Origin of the sequence: Bremerella volcania (assembly GCF_007748115.1) — a bacterium.
GTDB lineage: Bacteria > Planctomycetota > Planctomycetia > Pirellulales > Pirellulaceae > Bremerella > Bremerella volcania.
Genome location: NZ_CP036289.1, coordinates 5907370 through 5927077, shown reverse-complemented (window position 1 = coordinate 5927077; position 19708 = coordinate 5907370). Strand labels below are relative to the sequence as shown.

Sequence of the window (19708 nt, the reverse complement as noted above, 5' to 3'; positions counted from 1 at the left end):
CACGCCACCTCTAATTCATGCTCTCTTCGTAGGCTACGTAAAGATCGGCAGAATTGAAATTATCAGCTGTCTTGGTCTCATTACCGCGTGTCTCTAAAGCTGACCCGGCGGCGAGTGCTGCCGAGAAGGCGGCTTGAATGGTGACGAAGCTTGGTTCCTGGCCTCTGTGAGCGACGTGCTTGTGTCCGAGTAATTCGGTCCTGCCGCCATCAAGAGTTTTAATGACCGTTCCTTCATCCTCCGTTTTCATGCCAAGAATCCAAAGGGTACCTCCGTTGTTGACGACTTTCGCATCTCCTGGATCGGTTTGAGATTCAATGTTCAGTTGTCTTGCCCATACATTCTGTTTGTCGGAGATCTTGAGCGGTCCCAAGCAGACGTCCGTGAGAAACAACTTTCCCGCATGCGAAAGGCCTGGCTGGTATTGTCCACCCAAAATATGACGCAATTGGAGTTCTCGGTGGGTATCCTGTGTGAAAGTAATTCCGCCCGCTTCGAGGCCTTCGATGAGCACCGCAGGCGAGGTACCATCTACGAGGACAACCGTTGCCCTTTGGTCTTTGACCGGACTAAGCATTGCTTCGCATCCAACGAAATGCCGGACATTATTTCGCAAATAGAGACCACTCTGTATGAGCCAACGCCCACGGGGTAGATAAACCGTTGTAGCCCCAGAGTCGATCGCTGCTTGAATAGACGGAGTATCGTCCATATCGTCGTCCGGTCTTCCAGAATAGCCCATCGGAAATTGATGAGGACTGGCCCATCGGCTGAGATCTTGTTCCCAGTCGACTTGCGTTGGTTCTTCGATAGGAAGCCCCAAGGACTGGGCGGGCGAAGGAAATAGCGTGAAGGGCTTACCCTTGCGGCTCGCCTCGGATCCGTTGGCAATGTATTCAACCAAGGGTGAGTCGACCACGGTAGGGTTGCCCCGACCATGTTGAATCTCATTCGAGACAATTGCACGAAAGCCATCTGCCCGAATGTTTCTGAGAAAAGCAGCCTTTTGATTGCGAATCGCGACGGGTGGAGAACCATTACCCGTATAGGTTAATTGGGAATCAATCAGAAGGAGACGGCTCTGCCCGGGATCTCCCTTCATTGTAGGACCGTTGTGTATCGCGGTGACGCTTCCTTGAAATTCGAGGTCTCGCACGAAAATGGATTGAGAGAAGCCATTAGTCCAGCCGTACTCTCGTTGATTTCGAAGCTTGATGTGTTCAAATGTTTGCGATGCCGTTTGATAGGCGCACTTAATCCCGCGATCGAAACCGTCGACGGTAAGATGCTGTACCAATAGAGGCCCTACTTCGTCGGTATGCCCCATATCGAGTCCAACTGCGCCACGATGTTGCGGGTCTTCGCTCTTAATTGTGACTTGGCGTATACCGCCTTGGTTGCTTGCGTTGAACAGAACGCCTGACGCTTTGGGGTGATCTTTTCCAACTGAGACGGTCATGTGGCGAAGACCATTGCGAAATCTTTGGGCCGGACTCGGACCGAACCAGAGGACTGCGTCGGCGAATTCTTCATTCACGTTGTCCATCAGGCGAAGGATCGTGCCTTGCTCGGACTGGCCGATCAGGATATTTCGCTTGGCTCGGTCACGTAGTTCCAGGCACGCATGCTTGTTCTTTAAGGGATCCTGCTCGGGCAGGTGAAAGAGCGTGTCACCGATGTCATACACACCATTGGGGAAGTAGAAAATGTGATTGCCAGAAACGTGATCACAAAGCGCTTGTTGAATAGCACGAGAATCGTCCTTGCCGTCATCGGGTATTGCGCCGTAGGGTGCCTTCGTAACGTCGATCACGCCAGAATCGTCTGGGAATAAGATATTTTCCGCACTCGCCAAGGAAGGCAGGCAAATCAGTAGCAGCGATGGTATGAAAAATTTTACGGCATGCATGGTGGTTTCGGCAGATAAAGGCGATGAAACACTTGGCGCTCCCACGTGGCTGTCCGCTGCAAGAAACTCCATTTAACCAGTCAGTTCCTCATAAAGGACCTCTTCTTTCCCCAAAAAAGCCGCCAGTGACTTCTGGCGGCTTTCTTCGTTCTTGGTTGATCTCAGTCGGGCGATTAGCCCATCTGTATTTCGTAACCTTTGCGGTTTTCTCGCGAAAGGAACGTGTTGGCCTGGTCGTCGCCGATGACCTCTCGCTTTTCTGGATCCCAATTGAGTTCGCGACCCAATCGCATGGCGATATTCGAGAGGTGACAAATCTCCAGCATGCGATTGTGGGACCAGACGTCTGAGATCGGCTGTTTGCGTGACTCCATACACTCGATGAAGTTGACGCTGTGGTTCGCCGGAACAGGCCCGCCGTAGACCTTTTCGATCGAACCTTCCGGCAGCGGATTCTCTTTGAGGGCTTCGATGGGGGCACCAACGATTTTGCCGCGATTGACGAAGAAACGGCCATCAGTTCCCTCGAAGAGGATCCCGTTGTCACCTTCGCTGGTGATGATCATTTCGACGTCGTTAGGCATGTCGGCCTGAATCTTGAACTTGGTCGCTACGTTGTACCGATCATGAACGACCGGGTTACCGTCTTGGTATTCGCAAGCCAGTTCGTACTCAAGCGGTTTCACCTTGCTCGGACCGGTGTCGGTGGCACCCAATGCCCAGCAAGCGATATCGACATGATGGGCACCCCAGTCGGTCAGCTTGCCGCCAGAGTACTCATGCCAGTTGCGGAACGAATAATGGCAATTGCTGTAAAGGGGAACGCCACCGCCGTAACCCGTTCGCATTTCCGGCAGGGCTCGATAGTCGACCTTCTGGGCTGGGCCAAGCCACATATCCCAGTCGAGTCCGCCAGGAATATCCGCCACGGGAATTTCGGGAGAACCGGTCATTCCATTGATGCCGCACGTCACCTTTTGAACCTTACCGATGCGGCCTTCGTTGACCATGGCGACCGCTTGCAGGAAACGCTGGCCTGATTCACTTCGCTGCATGGTACCGACCTGGAAGACGCGGCCCGTTTCCTTGACGACCTTTTCGATCAACTTGCCTTCGGCGATCGTCAGGGTGAGGGGCTTTTCGCAGTAGACGTCTTTGCCGGCATACATTGCTTCGACGGCAATTTTGGTATGCCAGTGATCTGGCGTGGCAATCATCACCGCGTCGATGTCTTTGCGATCGAGCACCTTGCGATAATCGGTGTAGGCGTCGGGTTTTTTGCCTTGCTTCTTTTCGAGCTTCGATACGTTTTCTGCCAGAACGTTGGCATCGACATCCGCCAATGCGGCGAAGTCAGCATAAGGAGTCGTCTTGTTAGTGATCCCCCAGCCTTGGTTGCGCAGACCGATCGTCGCGAATGTGGGGCGATCATTGGCGTTTTGAAAACCAAAGGCGCGGTTGGCCGAGGGGATGATGACGGTGGCTGCACCTGCAGCGGCAACTCCCTTAAGGAATTGACGACGTGTGCTTTGCGGGAATTGAGACATGGTTGATCTTCCTAGGGGTGATTAAGAGCGAATGCCTTGGAAATGTGGGGTAGGTAAACTGAGGCAGTGATGAGTCATACTCATTTTAGTCGTAGTAGAGCAGGTCCGTTCCCTATTTTAACGTGAGACGATCGTAACCGCGACTATCGGGATGTCGTAGAAATCGCCGGTTTTGTGCGAAAAATGCCACGAATTGCTACTTTCGGCTCGGCAAATTGCCCCACATTTCCTGCATCAAGGCAAACACCTCCGGCTCATCTTTCTTAAGCTCGCCGGTAACAAATGGATAGAAGTCGTTCGATCCAAAATAAGATTCGGTCATCTCGGCGAAGAACTCCTTCGGGTTGGTTAACGCGTAGTGCTCGCGTAGATGACCTGGGCTCGTAAGGACCGACTGGTAACTCTGATTCTCTTTGAACTTTTCCCATACGGCTCGGATACGCGCGTTGTCAAAGCCTAAAAATTGATCGTGATAGGCATGAGCAAGTTCATGCAGCACGACCCATGGCATTCTGTGGTTTTCGTATGGAGAAAGAAAAGCGTCCACACTTGGAATATGTACGCACTTGGCAAGCTCTTCGTCGTAGCGGTTGCGTTTCAGCCAACCTTTGTCGGGGTGGTACTGCATCGCGGTAAGCTCGCCATAGTCGAGATCGAGTTGAATCACGACCTTGCGAAGCTTCTCCAAAGATTCTGGAGGCATCACGACGTCGATGGCGACGAGACGAGCAGAGAGAAGTTTGAGCGCACGCTCCCCTTGGTCCTTGTGTTTGCCGGCGAGAAGTCGGTCGTCCACGCGGACAGTCCATCCTTCGACGTCTCGCACCGTATGTTTGTCTGGCAGTGCTGGGCCATCCTGAGAGAACGCCTGCGAACAAGGAAGCATTGCGAGCACCAGCAGCACCGTAAGTGCGATGAGTCTGTTCATGAGGATTGCTTGGCCACAATGGCTTACTTGGACTTCTTTTGTTTGGGATGCGTGGGCGGCTTGGCATCTTGCGAGCGAATCAGCGGTGCCGTTGGGCGTTTTGTCGCCTTGATGTCAGCCACATGCTGATTGTACATTTCCTGCAATTGTTCGCAGACGTCGGGGTGCTGGGCGGCGACGTTGGTAGTTTCACCGATATCAGCGACGATGTCATAAAGTTGAACCGGTTCGCTCGAGGGCGTTCGACCTTGTGGAGCATCACGTCCCTGCTTCTTTTCTTGCCAGGGATAATACTTCCATTTCCCATGCCGGACGGTACCTTCTCCGTGCATAAGAACGAACGACTCTCGCGGGCCCTCGGTATTTTCAGTGAGCATCACCGAACGGATGTCGACGCCGTCGATCCTGCGTCCTGAAAGCTTGCCATCACACAGTTTGGCCAGTGTCGGCAACACATCAATGGATGCGGTGATTTCATCGCATACGGACCCGGCTGGAATGGTCCCAGGCCACCACATCAACGTGGGTTCCCGAATACCGCCGTCATAAACACTCGCCTTCTTGGCTCTTAAAGGAAGAGACGACCCCACGGCAGCACCGTTGTCGCTCGTAAAGATAACCAGTGTGTTTTCGGCGATGCCTTCATCCCGAAGAGTCTTGAGAATTTCGCCAACTGACCAGTCGACTTCTTCAATGGCGTCCCAAATCAACTTCTCGGTACGCCCCTGGAATTCCTTACTGACGTGCAGCGGGAGGTGAACCATCGTGTGAGGCAGATACAGAAAGAATGGTTTGTCACTGTCGGATGTGATAAAGCGAATCGCTTCCTCGGTGTAGCGTTTGGTGATCGTATTTTGATCACAGGGATACTCGATGATTTCTTCGTCTCTCATGAGTGGGACGACGTTCTTTTTCGTGACTCCGTCTTTCAACTCCTGCATAGTGACCCCTTCGCGGAGGACGATGTCGGCGGCTAGCTTGTTGGCTGGATCGATCCACATATCATTGCTATAGGGGATGCCGTAATAGCTGTCGAATCCTTGATAGGTCGGCAGGCAAGGGGGAAGATGGCCGAGGTGCCACTTGCCCACGCAGGCCGTTCGATAGCCAACATCATGGAGCATATCCGCAATTGTCTGTTCCTCAGGATGTAGCCCCTGATTGCTATTAGGAAAGAGCACCGGGTTCATGCTCAGCCGCTGATAGTGAGTGCCGGTTAACAACGCCGTCCGCGAGCCAGAGCAGACCGCGCAACCAACATAGAAGTCGGTAAACTTCATCCCTTCCGCGGCCATCTGATTCAAATTCGGCGTGCGTGGGCCTTTGGCTCCGTTGAACTCGACATCCCCATACCCCATGTCGTCAATGAAGATGAGGACGATGTTTGGTGACCGCTGCGCTTCTTCACCGAGGGCAAGTTGGGCTTGGGAAACGAGAAAACAAGCCAGGAGAAATCCGACTAGGAGTCGCATCATGTGGTCTCGCGAAGGGGAGTGAGAAAGGAATCTATCGGCAGGCGTCGATCTGATTATCAATGACGCGACGACTCAGGTCAAATTTTGGTAGATTTCTGTTGTTCAAGAGCGCGTCTCAATGTTCTTTGGCGAGTTGCGACTAAATGAATCGCCTCTATGTCCAGCAATTGGCCCAGAGACTGGGTTGGATTGAGCCCGAATTCTTCAATCATCGACTTGAGGGATGGCCTACCGAGAACTACGGAGCGGAACTTGTCGAATGGGCCGAGTGCCGGATCTCGGAGAGTTTCTTTCTGCAGGTCAATGGTCTACCGCAGAACATTGAAGACTACTCCCTCTGCGTCTACGCGATTCGATATCAAATCTGCAGCGGTTGGCGATCGATCCGACTAACTTCTGATGACCAGCAAAGACAAGAAGTTGCAAGGAAGGCTGCCCCCTTCTTCGACTTCAAGCACTTCTCTACATCGGAGGCCCGTGCCTGCTATCGCCGAGAGTTCCCACACTCAAAAGGGTATTCCTGGAAGCGAATTCAAGTAGAAGGTGCACCGCACTTCATGCAGCAGATCTTGTAGTCCTTAGCGTTCTCCCTTGCGATCGTCTCAACCGTAATCCGAGTACGTGCCTCGCCACTACTTTCGCGGGACAACGCCTGGCGAGCGTTGTGCATCAATCTGGCTTTCCATGGTCTGACTTTGTCTTGGGGAGTCTGTAAGAGTTGCTCGGGAAATCATGAGGTGATTTTGAGGTCTGTTGCGATACTGATTTGCATTTTGTCTTGGCCGAATTGTGTTTTTCAAACAAATCGGCCAGAGCCTATTTTGCAACATTGAGTTGACCATGGCGGCTGAATTAGTTTGTCCGTTCTAGCGCAAGTACAAATGCATGCGAAGATTCTATTTTATTTATTCTTTTAGGTTGGAGTCTGTATATGAGACAACGAAGCAAGCAAGTTGGGTTTACGCTCGTGGAATTGTTGGTGGTGATCGCCATCATCGGGGTGCTGATTGCACTCCTCTTGCCGGCCGTGCAACAGGCCCGCGAAGCGGCACGACGGACGAGTTGCCGTAACAAAATGAAGCAGTTAGGACTGGCTCTGCACAACTACCACGATACGTTCAATGTGTTCCCTTCCGGCAACATGAGCCGCAGTGGTTCGACGACGGACTGCACTCCGGATGGAAATCAATGCCAGGACGGGATGGCCTCGTGGACCGTTTTGATCTTGCCGTTCATCGAGCAAGGCAACCTGTACGATCAGTTCGACTTCAAGCAGCCGTTGTACTGGGGCTTTAACGACGACTTCACGGGAACCAATCCCAACTGTGGTACCAACAATGTGAACTTTGTACCCCAAACCACTTCCGTCGACGCGTTCCATTGTCCTTCGGATCCATTGGCGTCGGGTGGTAGTTTGACGAACAATTACATGGGCGTGATGGGCGGCGATACGTTCCCGGCCAACAACAATGGTTCAGCCTATAACTGTCGGATGAATAACTCGCGTTTGAACTACAACAATGGGATGTTGTATTTGAATTCGAAGACCGGCTTCCATAGTGCTACTGATGGGTCGTCGAATGTTTATTTGATCGGTGAGAGTAAGTACCTGTTCCAACCTAATTTCTGCTGTGAAACGGCTACGTGGGCTTCGTCAGCACGCATCAATAATGATGACTCGCTGCTATTGAACATTGTTGCATGTACTTTTCAGCCAAATACAGGCGACAATCCGCTGAACAATAACGTCCATATGTGGGACGAAATGCCAGGTACCGTTGGAAGTTGGCACCCTGGCGGATGTCACATGGCCATGGGGGATGCTTCAGTTCACTTCATCAGTGAGAACATCGACATCACGACGCATCGAAATTTGAGCAAGCGTAGCGATGGTTATCCCATTGGTGGGTTCAGCGGTCTCTAGTCGCTCTTCAGGCAACCACTAAAAGGAGATATACCATCATGCGCATTTTGATATTACTTGCCCTCGTTGTGGCTACCGTTACCCTCGGCTGCAACGGACCAGCTACCGAAGGTCCCGAGCGGTTCCCGTTGTCGGGCGCGATCACTTACAAGGGAGCGCCACTGCCAGCCGGCAAGATTTACTTCGAACCGAATGGAAAGAAAAACAATTCCGGTCCGATGGTGACGGCTGAAATCAAGGATGGCAAATACGAGACGCCTGCAGGCAAAGGTACCGTGGGGGGAGCCCACATCGTTCGCATCGATGGATACGACGCCAAGAACGTCACGGAGCATAACCCGTTGGGGGATGCCCTTTTCATCAATCATGTGATCGAGGTCGATTTGCCGAAGGAAAAAGCGACCGAAGATTTCACCGTTGAGAAGTAATCCCTTCAGGGCATTGGCAACAACACCGAAAGACGGGCCTAAACTGGTCCGTCTTTTTCTTTTGGATGTATCTCGTTTTGTGATAACACGTTCCGAATCCAATTGCCGCTCGCAGCCAAATTCGTAGATCTGATCGGCCCTCGGAATCGTCTTCCCCAATGGGCTTAGTATGCGCCATTGGCTGACCAATAGGAGACACGAAGATGCGTACGATCATGCTGGCGACCGTCACCGCAGTGGTTCTGGGAACGTTTGTGGCTGGAACCATGTTGACGGGGGCCGAGGGAGATGCTCAGTTGGCGAATGAAAACCCTCAAATCGACTACCAGGGCTTCATGAAGCAGGTGCAGGAGGTTGCCAAAGTTCGTGAACAGAGGCGTGTGTCGGAAGAGGGGTTCATTCGCATGATGGATGATCCCAAGACCATCGTTCTCGATGCTCGCAGCAAACGGATGTACGACCTTTTGCATGTGAAAGGAGCCGTGCATATCTCGCTGCCGGACATGACGGCAGAGGATCTGGCCGAGCTAATTCCGAAGAAGGATACTCGGGTTGTGATCTACTGCAACAACAATTTCAAGAACGAACCCCAGGCATTCGCGCCCAAGGCTCCCGTCGCTTCGCTCAACTTGAATACCTACAACACGCTCTACAGCTACGGCTATCGAAACATTTACGAGTTGAAGCCGCTGTTGGATCGACATGACACAAAGATCCCCTTCGCAGGTACATCGGTGGAAAACGGCAAGTAGCCTCATTTCCCAGCCTCGGTCCCTTGACCGAAGTTGGGAATTTACAATTGCCCTTCTCCTTTCTCATAGGCCACTCCGGCATCTCGATCGCAGGTTGGCAGCATGGATGTGCGCGAAGAAGTACGTGTTATTGAGAACCGGTTGAGGTCCGCTAGAGTTGCGTAAGCCGTGAAGATTTCTTTCGCGGAAATGTCGAATGAGGGTAACTCCCTTCGACTATTTCCATGCAGTGCAAGTTCCAGAACGCAGATCATTTGCTTGCTAATGGATGACGCCGCGAATTAAAATCACCTAGTTTTGATGGGACAGCTGAGGTGGTTGGGTTCTATTCCCATTAAAAACCGATAGGGACGTAAGAGAAGACCATGAAATACATGTTACTGGTTTACGGCGCGGAATCGTGTTGGACGCCTGAGAGTCGTGAGGATTGCATGCGAAAGAGCATGGCGATCTGCGAGGAACTGGAAAGGGAGGGCAAGCTCGTGGCGTCTTCCCCACTTATGTCCGTTACGACGTCCAAAACGGTTCGGGTTCGGGAAGGCAAACAACTGATCACTACCGGTCCGTTTGCCGAAACGACCGAGCAGCTAGGAGGCTATTACGTGCTGGATGTCGAGACTGAGCAGGAGGCCCTGGAAATCGCAGCCAGGATTCCTCCGGCCTCGGTGGGATGCGTGGAAGTCCGTCCTTTGGAGCCTCTTCCGCAGTAGTTGGCTGCGGCACTTCTCGCTTCGCGTCCCGCCGACTATGATCCAATCAGTGTCTGGAATCTGTCTTCCTTGCATGGCTGGGTCTAAGACGTATGGGAAGCATCTATGAGCTACCGACATGGGTAATTGTTGGCAGCATATTCATTTTGACGTTCATCGCGAACGAAGTCGGTTTTTTGGCAGGTCGGCGAGAAGGAAAGAATGACTCGGAAGGTGCACGGACGGTCAGCAATGGGCTGAAGGCAAGCATTCTAGGGCTGGCCGCTTTGCTGTTGGGGTTTTCATTTTCGACGACGACGGCCAAGCACTATCAGCGACAGCGACTGGTTTTGGAAGAAGCCAACGCGATTGGCACCTGCTACCTTCGCGCCGGCTTACTGAGTGACCCGCAGAGATCAGAGCTTCAGCAAGGTCTCGAGCGTTTCACCGAATTGCGATTGAAGCGTTTCGAATTCGCCCTGGATCATGACACGTACCACGAGACACTGAAGCAGATGCAGGTCGAACTCGATTCAATTTGGCGGACCGTCGAGACGACCATGCAAAGTCAGCCGGATCGAATCGTTCCCAGCCAGATCGTTCCCGCGGCCAACAGCGTCATTGACTTAAACACGACGCGAGAGTGGTCGGCGCGCAATCACATGCCGCAACCGGTGTTGATTTTGTTGTGCATTTGTATCATCGTTTCCAGCATGATTACCGGGCATTCCTCTGGGCAGGTGGGCAAGAGGTATCTCGGATTGTGGGTCGCGTTCAACGTGCTACTCACGCTCGTTCTTTTTGTGATTCTCGATTTCGATCGTCCTCGTCGTGGCTTGATTCAGGTCGATCATCAACCAATGGTGGAAGTGCTGGAGACGATGCAGCCCGCTGCCAGTTAACGCGACTACGCTTGTTGATAAATTCATGAAGATGTCAACGATCGCGGATACGATGCCATCCGCCGCGTATTTCTCAATGAAATCATCGAGCACTCTTCGCTTTACGTAAGCGAGCCTTTAACGGCCGAGTGATCGGTTGTGATGCGTTTAGAAGGGCCAAGCATAGATCGCCAGACCGATGGCCGCACAGGAAACCGCGAAGCCCAGGATCACCAGCACGCCATCCCGCACTGTGATGCCCAAAGCAAATAGTGCGATTGCCGTTCCGGGAATGGCTACGGCAAAGGGCAGGAAGGCCAGCGGAATGAAGAGCAACGCCAAAAAGGCGACAATCGTCGCAATGACATAATGAAATGGCGCGTGTGTGATTGTCTGCAAGCGACGGCTAGTGAAGCCTTCCAGCCATTTCGCCCAGGGAAGCGTTTTGTCGATTCCTTTCGTTAACGTTTCTCGTGAGAAGGAAAAGTCGAGCAGTCGCTGTGGTAACCATGGTCTTCCGCTTGAGAAGATCATTTGTATGGCAATCAACATCAGAACGCAGCCAGTTACGATCGACATGCCTGGTATGGCACCAATGGGTGAGACGGCCATGATGGCAGGCACCAGCAGGAGAGGTCCAAAACTTCGACTGTTGAGCGAGTCGAGCGTGTCTTCCAGCGTGACGTTGTCCCCGTCGGTGTTCTCTTTCATTTGCTCGAGTATATCGACAAGACCTTCGGGGGAAGAATCATTTGTAGGTTCTTCCGAAGTCGTTGATGTGGCAGTGGTTTGAGCGGTTGTCATTTTGCTTTCTGGTGAAATGGGTGTTGGCGTCAAAACACCATAGAGCAAAATGCATGCCGTTTATTGAAGTCGCTTTTGCTCCATGAGTGATCGAAAGTAATCGACATGGTCCGCAGCGCTGCGTTCCAGACTGAAATGCTGAATCACACGTGAGCGGGCCGCATTGCCTAGATTGGATGCTAGATGCTGATTCTCGATCACGCGAGTCAGCGAATTTGCCAGAGTACTAACGTCATCGGCCGGAAAGACGACGCCAGTATCGTCGTGTTCAATCAAAATGCGATTACCGGGGATATCGCTGACCACACATGGAAGTGCCGCGGCCATCGCTTCGAGTAGTGCGATCGACATCCCCTCGTGCAGTGATGGAAGAACGAATGCGTCGGCGGCGGACAGCACGTCTTCGACCGTATCAAACGCCCCCGGCAAGATGATCCGGCTCTGAAGACCCATCGCTCCGACCAGCGAAGCCAACTCCCCTTCCTGAGGCCCTTCCCCAATGAGCCATAGACGAGCCATTGGAAAACGCTGTAGGACATACGGCCAGGCACGTACCACCTTGGTCAGGCCTTTGCCTGGGTGAAGTCTGCCGGTGAAGACCACCAGGGGAGCGGACTCGGCCAAGGTGAGTATCGGATTGGCCGCGGCAAGGGCTGCCCGGGCAGCGCGACGCTGTTCGGCGGATCGCATGGGACCGACTTTTACCCCGTTGGGAATGAAGCGGATCTTATCACGCTCGAAACCGGATGAGGCCATCTCGTCGAAGATCTGCTGGCTCGGAGCCACGAAGCCGTCGGCTTGTTGACAAGTCCGGCGGATGCGATGACCGAAGTTGGCTGTTTCGTGGAAAGCACAGTCCCCTGTCTCACCGGTTCCTTCGGCCCGCAAGATGACCGGGATCTTGCTTCCTTGTAAACGGGAGGTCGCCACTACGGCGCTGTGTTTGAGCATCGAGACGTATACCGCATCGAGTTCGTTCTGCTGCGACCTGAGCCAACGCCCCAGCGACATCATGTACCTTACCGTTCCCCAGCCGCGGACCGAAGGGTTAGGCAGGCGAACGACTGGAATGCCGCGATGCGAAATTTGCTTAGGCCAATCTGGGTGCCACTGAGCAGTCACGAGTTGGACTTGATGCCCTTGGCGCGTGAGTTCCTCGGCCAGATTGGCCATGACCATTTCCGCCCCCCCAACCAGAGGCCAGAATCGGCGAGTGACAAGTGCCAGGCGAAGAGAAGTCATGCGTGCGAAGCGATCTCGTGGTCTTCCAACGCCGCAACAAACGGCAGATTGCGGTAGAGGTCTTGATAATCCAAACCGTACCCTACGACGAACTCGTTGGGAATACGAAAGCCGACGAAGTCAGGCCGGATTGCCACTTCGTGGCGCTCGGATTTGGAAAGCAGCACCAGCGAACGAACCGAGGTCGGGCCATGCTCCTGGATGCTTTCGAGCACGTTCTTCAAAGTGTGGCCCGTATCGAAAATGTCATCAACGACCAGCACATCTTGCCCGGCAATCTGCGGCATCATATCCAGATTCAGGGCCAACTCACCCGCCGAAGTAGCTTTTCCGCGGTAGCTGCGTGCCTGCATGACGCCTACCCTTAGTGGCATCTCCAGCTGACGAATCAAGTCGGCCATTAATACCAGGCTTCCGGTCATGACACCGAGTACCGTCAGAGGCCGATCTCCGTACGTATCGGCCAGTTCCGTCGCCAGATGGGTGACCCTTGTGGCAAGTTCTTTCGTTTCAATCAAGGTATGCAAAGAAAACATCCCCACGTGCGGATGACGGAAGTTGTATCGATAAGCCGCTATTGTAAGCTGTTAGCTCTTCGTTCTGTAGAGTCCATATGGGCTTCAGGCATGATCTGTTGTCGAAGCAAGTACCTCGGCGATTCTGCCTCTCATGTATCCATTCATTTTCAACAACGAAAGTTTCATGTTCGACATCATCGGAGACATTCACGGCCATGCTGACGAGCTGATCGCACTACTCGGCGAGTTGGGCTATTCACAGCGAGATGGAATTTACGGTCATTCAGAGCGAAAGGTGATCTTTCTCGGGGATTTCGTCGATCGCGGACCCAAGATTCGTGAAGCACTGGAGATCGTCCGCGGCATGATCGAAACGGACGCGGCCCTTACCGTGATGGGTAATCACGAATTAAACGCGATGGCGTTTCACATGCCCCATCCCGATCGGCCCGGCGAGTATGTGCGTCCACATACTCCTAAGAACGAAAAGCAGCACGGGCAAACGTTAATTCAATTAAGCGATTCTCAGCTGAGCGATGCCCTGACGTGGTTTCGCACGCTTCCGATGTGGCTGGAACTGGATGGACTACGCGCCGTGCATGCTTGTTGGGACGATGCCGAGATCGGCCAGATCGCGAACCAGCTTCAGAAATCCGGAGGACTCACCGACGAGGTGCTTGCTGCGGCCTGTTTGCCCGATGGGGCACTTTTCGCTTCGATCGAGGTGGTCCTCAAGGGAAAAGAGATGCAATTGCCCCAGGGATATAGCTTTCAAGACAAGGATGGGCACGAGCGTACGAAGACGCGGACACGCTGGTTCTTAGCTGCGGCAGGTCATACTTTCGGCAGCTACGCGATGACTGACGAGTTGGATTGCGATATTCCATTGAGTGACGATGTTCGCAGAGCGTCACGACCGTACGGCGAGACCGAAAAACCGGTTTTTCTCGGTCACTATTGGCTGAAGCAAGCCACGCCCAAGCGTTTGGCCAGGAACGTGGCCTGTGTCGATTACAGCGTTGCCAAGGGAGGCTTCCTGTGCGCGTATCGCTGGGATGGCGAACAGGAGCTTTGCGACGAAAACTTCGTGTACGTCAGGTGAATGCGGACGTTAGTTGGCAGCACCGGCGGCAGCCAATCCGCCAGCAAAGAGGACGAGCGCAACTTGAATCACGATCCCCAAGACCCATAGGCCCACGCCGACCATGCCGAGAATCATGCCGATCTGCGTCATTTGACGCCCTTCGGGATCCATCCGACCCGCATCGATTTCCGCCAAATCTTGCGAGCCCATATACCAGGCCGCCGGGGCACAAAAACAACATGCGATCAGACCGAGAATTCCCAGGACCAAAATGAGTACACCACGATGTGGTTTCATGTCCGCGTTTCCTTACTAGTTCGAATAGTCGGCTTTAAAGTTGATAAGGGATCCGATGAGGCATCAGCCTCGCGGAGTATGATAACAGGTGGATTCTTGAATTCCCACAAAAGTTCTGTTTTTCAAACCGATAATCACTTTGTTTTATGGCAACCGAACTAAGATCAGCTTCGCTGAACAGAGTTGTTTTTCCCAAAAGTTGAAATAAGCATGACCGATCAACCCACTTACGGCAACTGGCGAAAGATCGACCTCGATGGCCATCTGTGCGAACTGTTCGAGCCGCGGCAGAGGAACGAGCATGGGTACGTAGTGATCTATCTGCATGGGGTACACCTGGGGAAACTGTATCACAGCCCGGCGTTTGTCGAGCAATTTGAAAAGTTTGGTTTGCCGGTGGTTGCTCCTGTAACGCAGCGAAGTTGGTGGACCGATCGGATCTGCGAAGAATTCGATCCTCAGCGATCGGCCCAGACCTACCTGCTGCAAAACGTGCTGCCGTTTGTCGAAGAGCAGTACGGAGCCAGGACGTCGAAGGTGGCGCTGTTCGGGACGAGTATGGGGGGACAAGGCTCTCTACGGTTTGCCTACAAATTCCCTGATACCTTCCCGATTGTTGCTGCCGTGAGCCCGGCAATCGACTATCAGAATCGGATGCGCGACGACCCGGAAGATAACCTGTGGCAAATGTACAACAGTCCGGAACAGGCCCGGCAAGACACGACGACCTTGCATATTCACCCTCTGAACTGGCCCCGTAATCAATTCTTTTGCTGCTGCCCTGAAGACACCTCTTGGTGGGAAAGCTCAGATCGATTACGAATGAAGCTGCAGTCTTTGGGCGTGCCGCACACCTGCGATCTGGAGACCAAGGGCGGGGGGCATGGTTTCAACTACTACAGCCTGATGGCCCCCAAGGTGGTTCAGTTCCTTTGGGACTGCTTAGAAAAAGAACGCCGCAGAATTGTTTAGATCATGTGCACCTGTGAAGAATTCGCTGGACGATGCAGAAACTGATGCTCATCATCCCGACGCTTGATCGTTCGGGGGCCGAGAAACAACTGACGATGTTGGCCAAGGGATTGCCTCGCGATCAGTTCGATGTTTCGGTCTGTTGCCTGACGCGGGGTGGTCCTTATAGCGAAGAGTTGAGTGCGGCTGGCATCCCGGTGACGGTGATCGGAAAGCAGTTGAAGATCGATCCGGCTGCTTATTGGCGACTCAAGAAACACATTCAAGAAGTCAAGCCCGACATCGTTCACACCTGGCTTTTCGCTGCCAACAGCTACGGTCGCAAGGCGGCCCAAGCAGCCGGCGTCCGCCATATTCTGTGCGGCGAACGTTGCGTCGATCCCTGGAAGATCACCCACGAGCATTTCATCGATCAATATCTCGATCGCTTTACTGACAAGATCTTGGTCAACAGTTCCGGCATCGTCGACTTCTACGTGAAGAAGGGACGCGACAAGAACAAGTTTGTCGTCATTCCCAACGGCATTGATCTGATCGACGGCTCTCCTCAGATCAGCAAAGAGGAGCTTTGGAACCAGTTGCGATTGCCGTCCAACGCCAAGATGATGCTCAGCGTGGGACGTCTGTGGCCGCAGAAGCGAATGAAAGACCTCATCTGGGCGACCGAGATATTGAAGCGGATCCGCGATGATGCGTTTCTGGTAATCGTCGGCGATGGTCCCCAGCGCGAACGGCTAGTGCGATACACGCAGCAGGTCACCATCGACGACAAGGTGCGGATTGCCGGACCACGTGACGACGTGGCCGATTTGATGCGGCATGCCACCCTGTTTATGCTCGCCAGTGGTTATGAAGGCCAATCGAATGCCTTGATGGAGGCGATGTCGATTGGCCTGCCGGTGGCAGTCAGCGATATTCCCGGCAACCGCGACTTAGTTACCCACGACGAGAACGGTTACCTCGTCGGTTTAGGACAGCGGACCGAGTATTCCCGCTTTGCCAATTTCCTGCTGGAAGACGAGGCCCTGAGAAACCGCTTCTCGGAAGCCGCGCGAAAGACAATCGGCGAGCAGTTTAGCGTCCAGCAAATGATCGATCGACACGCGGCTCTCTATCAGAGTTTGTCGTAATTGTTGGACTGCGGCCCACTTCTGGCGAACTCCCCTGCCCCGGTTGTTATCCCTTTTGACCGGCGGTAGGCTAGTAGGTTTGAATTTCGGCCATCTGTTTGACCCTAAGAAAACTCAGAACGAAGACCATGAGCGATCCTTACTTCCAGAAGCTGTTTGCTGAACGTATCGGTGGCGAAAACTACGGTAAGGGAACCGCGATCTATAAGTTCGAGAAGATCAAGCGGGCCAAACGCAAGGCACTGGCCGACTATCCTGATCGCCAGTTGATCGATTTCGGTATCGGCGAAAATGACGAAATGGCCCCGGAATCGGTCCGCAAAGTCATGGCCGAAGAGATTAACAAGCCAGAGAATCGCGGTTACGCCGACAACGGGGTGGCCGAGTTCAAGAAGGCCGCCGCCGACTACATGAAGCGGATGTTCGGCGTCGAACTCGATGCCGCGACCGAAGTGAACCACTGCATCGGTTCCAAGACGGCCCTGGCCATGTTGCCGGCCTGTTTCATCAATCCCGGCGATATCTGCCTGATGACAGTGCCTGGTTACCCGGTCGCCGGAACGCATGCAGCGTACTACGGTGGTACCGTATACAAGCTTCCTTTGTTAGCTGAAAACGATTTCTTTCCCGATCTCGACGGCATTCCGGCGGAAGTGAAAGAGAAGGCCAAGCTGTTGGTGATCAACTATCCCAACAGCCCAACCGGAAAGGTCGCGACCAAGGAGTTCTACGAAAAGGTCGTCAAGTTCGCTAAGGACAACAACCTGGTTGTCGTGCAGGACGCGGCCCATACCGTGTTGACCTTTGAAGGCGAACCACTCAGCTTCCTCAGCGTGCCAGGGGCTAAGGACGTGGGGGTGGAAGTCCATTCGCTGTCCAAGGGCTTCGACATGATTGGGTGGCGTATCGGTTGGGTGTGTGGCAATCCGCTGCTGGTTCAGGCATTCAGCGACGTGAAGGATAACTGTGACAGCGGGCAGTTCATTGCCATCCAAAAAGCAGCCGCGGCAGCCTTGGCTAGTGAAGCTATCCCCAAGCAAACCAACGCCAAGTACGAGCGTCGCCTGAAGAAGCTGGTCGACATGCTCAACCGCTGCGGTTTCCAATGCAAGATGCCTGGCGGGACGTACTTTCTTTACACGAAGAGCCCTTCCGGCGTCGAGGGTGGCCCAAGCTTCGCCAACGCCGAAGAGGCCTCGCAGTACCTCATCACCGAGAAGTCAATCTGCACCGTACCTTGGGACGACGCCGGAGCCTTCCTGCGATTCTCGGTCACATACGTCGCGGCCGATGAAGCGGCTGAAGACGCACTGATGGAAGAAACCGAAAAGCGATTGAAGCAGATCTCGTTGAAGTTCGATTAAGCTACTGGCTGGGTATTGGCTCGGAAAAACTCTGCGATCTCTGGTTTCTGAGTTTTTCCTTGGGCGGCATTCAGGATGAGTTCCGTGTAGCTCGCCTGAGTTGCTATTAGCTCGAAACCGTTCACTTTCAGGAAGATAATTCCAGCAGCCGCAGCTATTCTCTTATTGCCATCAATGAACGGATGATTGCGAGCGAGGTGAAATACGTAAGCACTCGCTTTGTCAAAGATGGTCGGGTGAAGCTCTACTTCGCCAAATGTGGCTAAAGGCATTGCCAAGGCAGCTTCCAACAATCCCCGGTCACGAAGTCCATCTTGACCACCATAAGTTTTGATTTGCCACCGATGAATTGCCAATGCATCCTCGATGTTGAGGAAAACAATGGCAGTCATTCGGCAAGTTTCCGAAACGTTTCCGGGAAATTTTTATCCGCAAATTTAATGGCATCTTGGAGAGCATCTGGGTCAATGCCGCTCTTGGACTTTGAGAGCTTGAGCCCGTCTTCTAGTTGGGTGACTTCCAGGCTAGTGGTTTCATCAAATTGCAATTGCTCGACGACAGAAGCATCGAGTTCCAAAACGTAGCGATCACCTTGCTTTTTAAGCCTGACAATCATGCGGAAGATTCGTGAGATAATGCTGAACAGTAGTTGAACAAAAGATTGGCTAAGGCAAGCTTACCACTTCCCCGTCCCCTTTGTCCCCTAGTTTCCGAAAAAGATCGAGTTCGATCGTGTAGGGGATGAACCTCACGCTGCCGTCGACTAGCAGAGCATTCAGGCCGCCATCATGAGAACTGCCGAAACGGTTGGCGCCGTTGAGCGGTGCCGTTCCGGTAATATCTGGCCACGGTTCGAGGTCGGTTCGGCGTACCGTTTCGTGCGTGATGCCTGGATTGCTGGACGGAGGGCCATCCCAGCCAGAGGTGTATCCGTAGATGTCTCCTTCCTGGGTGCCTTGACCAAGCGTGTTGAGATTGACGCACTTCTCGGCCACCATCAGCGTGTTACTGGTTCCGTCGGTCACCGAGGAAAAGTCATAAAGGTTCTTACGAGGTCCAACGCTTCCGCTGGATGTATCGCCGCATGTACCGGTAAAGTTCCTGGCCAGAACGCCGGTCCCTTCCTGGTTGCCGCCGGCATAGTCAATCTGGGCGCGGGATACCTGGTCGAACGTGTTTCCGTTGGTGCCGTTGTAACTCCAGCACATCGGAATCAGCTTGGACGGTTCGGAAGAAGGTGAGCGACGGCTTGGGCAGAAGTACTCTGGGATGGGCACGCTCATCGCGTACTTCGATGATTCCAGATCGGTCCCGCCGGGCTTTCCGTTGTGAACGGTGTCGCGTTCCATGAACGGAAGAATCTGAAAGGCCCATCCTGCGGCCTGTTTTTCGAGTGCCCCTGGACGGCCACCATTGAACGTTACGAACACATGCTGAGCATAGCCACCGGTAGGAAACGCATTGTAGGTGTCGGTGTGGTTATGCCAGGCCAAGCCGATCTGCTTGAGTTGGTTGACGCACTGGGTCCGCCTGGCCGCCTCGCGAGCCCGCTGAACCGCTGGTAAGAGCAGCCCAATTAGAATTCCAATAATTGCGATTACCACCAGGAGTTCGACCAGCGTGAACCCTCGGCGGAGGTAGCGTTTCGAAATGATCGCTTGTGAGGGCATGGAATAGGGGGTGGTTGTGGCGGTCGTAGTAAATTTAGGGGGAGATAATAATGTTTCAGAGTACCCGGAGGAGTGGTTTTAAGCAAACACCAGG

The 19708-nt window shown here is 53.4% G+C and carries 21 protein-coding genes; 10 read left to right on the top strand and 11 right to left on the bottom strand.

The features are described 5' to 3' along the window. Positions 1-10: 10 nt before the first annotated feature. From Pan97_RS23670 to Pan97_RS23655, 4 genes are all read right to left on the bottom strand, one after another. The gene (locus Pan97_RS23670) at positions 11-1981 is read right to left on the bottom strand and encodes a glycosyl hydrolase family 28-related protein (protein ID WP_144976940.1); all 1971 of its coding nucleotides are present in this window, start codon (positions 1979-1981) and stop codon (positions 11-13) included. A 101-nt stretch (positions 1982-2082) separates the two neighbouring features. Then, positions 2083-3456 carry a Gfo/Idh/MocA family protein gene (locus tag Pan97_RS23665; protein ID WP_144976938.1) on the bottom strand — a complete coding sequence of 458 codons (1374 nt, stop codon included), beginning with the start codon at positions 3454-3456 and terminating at the stop codon, positions 2083-2085. A 196-nt stretch (positions 3457-3652) separates the two neighbouring features. Next, on the bottom strand, positions 3653-4384 hold the full coding sequence (locus Pan97_RS23660; RefSeq protein ID WP_144976935.1) for a zinc-dependent peptidase: 732 nt from the start codon (positions 4382-4384) through the stop codon (positions 3653-3655). A 23-nt stretch (positions 4385-4407) separates the two neighbouring features. Then, complete coding sequence (locus Pan97_RS23655) at positions 4408-5859, bottom strand: sulfatase family protein (protein WP_144976933.1); 1452 nt, start codon at positions 5857-5859, stop codon at positions 4408-4410. Between the two features lie 143 nt (positions 5860-6002). On the opposite strand from Pan97_RS23655, the gene Pan97_RS23650 reads away from it, so the two are divergent. The 6 genes from Pan97_RS23650 (at position 6003) to Pan97_RS23625 (ending at position 10554) form a co-directional block, all read left to right on the top strand. Next, positions 6003-6434, top strand: coding sequence for a hypothetical protein (locus Pan97_RS23650; RefSeq protein WP_144976930.1), 432 nt, complete (start codon positions 6003-6005; stop codon positions 6432-6434). A 356-nt stretch (positions 6435-6790) separates the two neighbouring features. After that, the gene (locus tag Pan97_RS23645) at positions 6791-7783 is read left to right on the top strand and encodes a DUF1559 domain-containing protein (RefSeq protein ID WP_144976927.1); all 993 of its coding nucleotides are present in this window, start codon (positions 6791-6793) and stop codon (positions 7781-7783) included. A gap of 38 nt (positions 7784-7821) precedes the next feature. Next, entirely contained in the window at positions 7822-8211 is a 390-nt protein-coding gene (locus Pan97_RS23640) for a hypothetical protein (RefSeq protein ID WP_144976924.1), read from the top strand. A gap of 203 nt (positions 8212-8414) precedes the next feature. Further along, on the top strand, positions 8415-8963 hold the full coding sequence (locus Pan97_RS23635; protein ID WP_144976921.1) for a rhodanese-like domain-containing protein: 549 nt from the start codon (positions 8415-8417) through the stop codon (positions 8961-8963). Between the two features lie 365 nt (positions 8964-9328). After that, positions 9329-9673, top strand: a complete 345-nt coding sequence (locus tag Pan97_RS23630; RefSeq protein WP_144976918.1) for a YciI family protein — start codon at positions 9329-9331, stop codon at positions 9671-9673. A 92-nt stretch (positions 9674-9765) separates the two neighbouring features. Next, the gene (locus Pan97_RS23625; RefSeq protein ID WP_144976915.1) at positions 9766-10554 is read left to right on the top strand and encodes a bestrophin-like domain; all 789 of its coding nucleotides are present in this window, start codon (positions 9766-9768) and stop codon (positions 10552-10554) included. A 147-nt stretch (positions 10555-10701) separates the two neighbouring features. Here the strand turns inward: Pan97_RS23625 and Pan97_RS23620 are convergent, their stop codons facing one another. Genes Pan97_RS23620 through hpt form a run of 3 tightly spaced genes read right to left on the bottom strand, consistent with a single transcriptional unit; the run spans position 10702 to position 13106 of the window. Next, complete coding sequence (locus Pan97_RS23620; protein ID WP_144976912.1) at positions 10702-11385, bottom strand: exopolysaccharide biosynthesis protein; 684 nt, start codon at positions 11383-11385, stop codon at positions 10702-10704. A gap of 12 nt (positions 11386-11397) precedes the next feature. Further along, positions 11398-12579, bottom strand: a complete 1182-nt coding sequence (locus tag Pan97_RS23615; protein ID WP_144976909.1) for a glycosyltransferase family 4 protein — start codon at positions 12577-12579, stop codon at positions 11398-11400. Next, a complete protein-coding gene (hpt, locus tag Pan97_RS23610; RefSeq protein ID WP_144976906.1) occupies positions 12576-13106 on the bottom strand; it encodes a hypoxanthine phosphoribosyltransferase in 531 nt (176 codons plus the stop codon). The genes Pan97_RS23615 and hpt overlap by 4 nt, the downstream gene beginning before the upstream one ends. A gap of 175 nt (positions 13107-13281) precedes the next feature. Here hpt and Pan97_RS23605 point away from each other — a divergent pair, with 175 nt between their 5' ends. Beyond that, entirely contained in the window at positions 13282-14199 is a 918-nt protein-coding gene (locus Pan97_RS23605; protein ID WP_165698938.1) for a metallophosphoesterase, read from the top strand. Positions 14200-14208: 9 nt separating this feature from the next. Here the strand turns inward: Pan97_RS23605 and Pan97_RS23600 are convergent, their stop codons facing one another. Then, entirely contained in the window at positions 14209-14478 is a 270-nt protein-coding gene (locus Pan97_RS23600; RefSeq protein WP_144976901.1) for a DUF4190 domain-containing protein, read from the bottom strand. Between the two features lie 210 nt (positions 14479-14688). On the opposite strand from Pan97_RS23600, the gene Pan97_RS23595 reads away from it, so the two are divergent. The 3 genes from Pan97_RS23595 (at position 14689) to Pan97_RS23585 (ending at position 17944) form a co-directional block, all read left to right on the top strand. Beyond that, complete coding sequence (locus tag Pan97_RS23595) at positions 14689-15450, top strand: alpha/beta hydrolase-fold protein (protein ID WP_144976898.1); 762 nt, start codon at positions 14689-14691, stop codon at positions 15448-15450. Between the two features lie 32 nt (positions 15451-15482). Then, positions 15483-16580 (top strand): glycosyltransferase, encoded by a 1098-nt coding sequence (locus tag Pan97_RS23590; RefSeq protein WP_144976896.1) that lies wholly within the window; start codon positions 15483-15485, stop codon positions 16578-16580. A gap of 128 nt (positions 16581-16708) precedes the next feature. Further along, complete coding sequence (locus Pan97_RS23585; protein ID WP_144976893.1) at positions 16709-17944, top strand: LL-diaminopimelate aminotransferase; 1236 nt, start codon at positions 16709-16711, stop codon at positions 17942-17944. Here the strand turns inward: Pan97_RS23585 and Pan97_RS23580 are convergent. From Pan97_RS23580 to Pan97_RS23570, 3 genes are read right to left on the bottom strand one after another with little or no spacing between them, the layout of a single operon-like run. Then, positions 17941-18336 (bottom strand): type II toxin-antitoxin system death-on-curing family toxin, encoded by a 396-nt coding sequence (locus tag Pan97_RS23580; RefSeq protein WP_144976891.1) that lies wholly within the window; start codon positions 18334-18336, stop codon positions 17941-17943. The genes Pan97_RS23585 and Pan97_RS23580 overlap by 4 nt on opposite strands. After that, entirely contained in the window at positions 18333-18560 is a 228-nt protein-coding gene (locus Pan97_RS23575) for a hypothetical protein (protein ID WP_144976889.1), read from the bottom strand. Before Pan97_RS23575 ends, Pan97_RS23580 begins: the two co-directional genes overlap by 4 nt. A gap of 49 nt (positions 18561-18609) precedes the next feature. Further along, positions 18610-19614 (bottom strand): DUF1559 domain-containing protein, encoded by a 1005-nt coding sequence (locus Pan97_RS23570; RefSeq protein ID WP_165698937.1) that lies wholly within the window; start codon positions 19612-19614, stop codon positions 18610-18612. Between the last annotated feature and the right edge of the window lie 94 nt (positions 19615-19708).

What these genes read in the sequence shown, in the direction of transcription:
- Pan97_RS23670 (WP_144976940.1), bottom strand. Translation starts at nt 1,981, where the DNA reads ATGGAGTTTCTTGCAGCGGACAGCCACGTGGGAGCGCCAAGTGTTTCA.
- Pan97_RS23665 (WP_144976938.1), bottom strand. Translation starts at nt 3,456, where the DNA reads ATGTCTCAATTCCCGCAAAGCACACGTCGTCAATTCCTTAAGGGAGTT.
- Pan97_RS23660 (WP_144976935.1), bottom strand. Translation starts at nt 4,384, where the DNA reads ATGAACAGACTCATCGCACTTACGGTGCTGCTGGTGCTCGCAATGCTT.
- Pan97_RS23655 (WP_144976933.1), bottom strand. Translation starts at nt 5,859, where the DNA reads ATGATGCGACTCCTAGTCGGATTTCTCCTGGCTTGTTTTCTCGTTTCC.
- Pan97_RS23650 (WP_144976930.1), top strand. Translation starts at nt 6,003, where the DNA reads ATGAATCGCCTCTATGTCCAGCAATTGGCCCAGAGACTGGGTTGGATT.
- Pan97_RS23645 (WP_144976927.1), top strand. Translation starts at nt 6,791, where the DNA reads ATGAGACAACGAAGCAAGCAAGTTGGGTTTACGCTCGTGGAATTGTTG.
- Pan97_RS23640 (WP_144976924.1), top strand. Translation starts at nt 7,822, where the DNA reads ATGCGCATTTTGATATTACTTGCCCTCGTTGTGGCTACCGTTACCCTC.
- Pan97_RS23635 (WP_144976921.1), top strand. Translation starts at nt 8,415, where the DNA reads ATGCGTACGATCATGCTGGCGACCGTCACCGCAGTGGTTCTGGGAACG.
- Pan97_RS23630 (WP_144976918.1), top strand. Translation starts at nt 9,329, where the DNA reads ATGAAATACATGTTACTGGTTTACGGCGCGGAATCGTGTTGGACGCCT.
- Pan97_RS23625 (WP_144976915.1), top strand. Translation starts at nt 9,766, where the DNA reads ATGGGAAGCATCTATGAGCTACCGACATGGGTAATTGTTGGCAGCATA.
- Pan97_RS23615 (WP_144976909.1), bottom strand. Translation starts at nt 12,579, where the DNA reads ATGACTTCTCTTCGCCTGGCACTTGTCACTCGCCGATTCTGGCCTCTG.
- Pan97_RS23605 (WP_165698938.1), top strand. Translation starts at nt 13,282, where the DNA reads ATGTTCGACATCATCGGAGACATTCACGGCCATGCTGACGAGCTGATC.
- Pan97_RS23600 (WP_144976901.1), bottom strand. Translation starts at nt 14,478, where the DNA reads ATGAAACCACATCGTGGTGTACTCATTTTGGTCCTGGGAATTCTCGGT.
- Pan97_RS23595 (WP_144976898.1), top strand. Translation starts at nt 14,689, where the DNA reads ATGACCGATCAACCCACTTACGGCAACTGGCGAAAGATCGACCTCGAT.
- Pan97_RS23590 (WP_144976896.1), top strand. Translation starts at nt 15,483, where the DNA reads ATGCAGAAACTGATGCTCATCATCCCGACGCTTGATCGTTCGGGGGCC.
- Pan97_RS23585 (WP_144976893.1), top strand. Translation starts at nt 16,709, where the DNA reads ATGAGCGATCCTTACTTCCAGAAGCTGTTTGCTGAACGTATCGGTGGC.
- Pan97_RS23580 (WP_144976891.1), bottom strand. Translation starts at nt 18,336, where the DNA reads ATGACTGCCATTGTTTTCCTCAACATCGAGGATGCATTGGCAATTCAT.
- Pan97_RS23575 (WP_144976889.1), bottom strand. Translation starts at nt 18,560, where the DNA reads ATGATTGTCAGGCTTAAAAAGCAAGGTGATCGCTACGTTTTGGAACTC.
- Pan97_RS23570 (WP_165698937.1), bottom strand. Translation starts at nt 19,614, where the DNA reads ATGCCCTCACAAGCGATCATTTCGAAACGCTACCTCCGCCGAGGGTTC.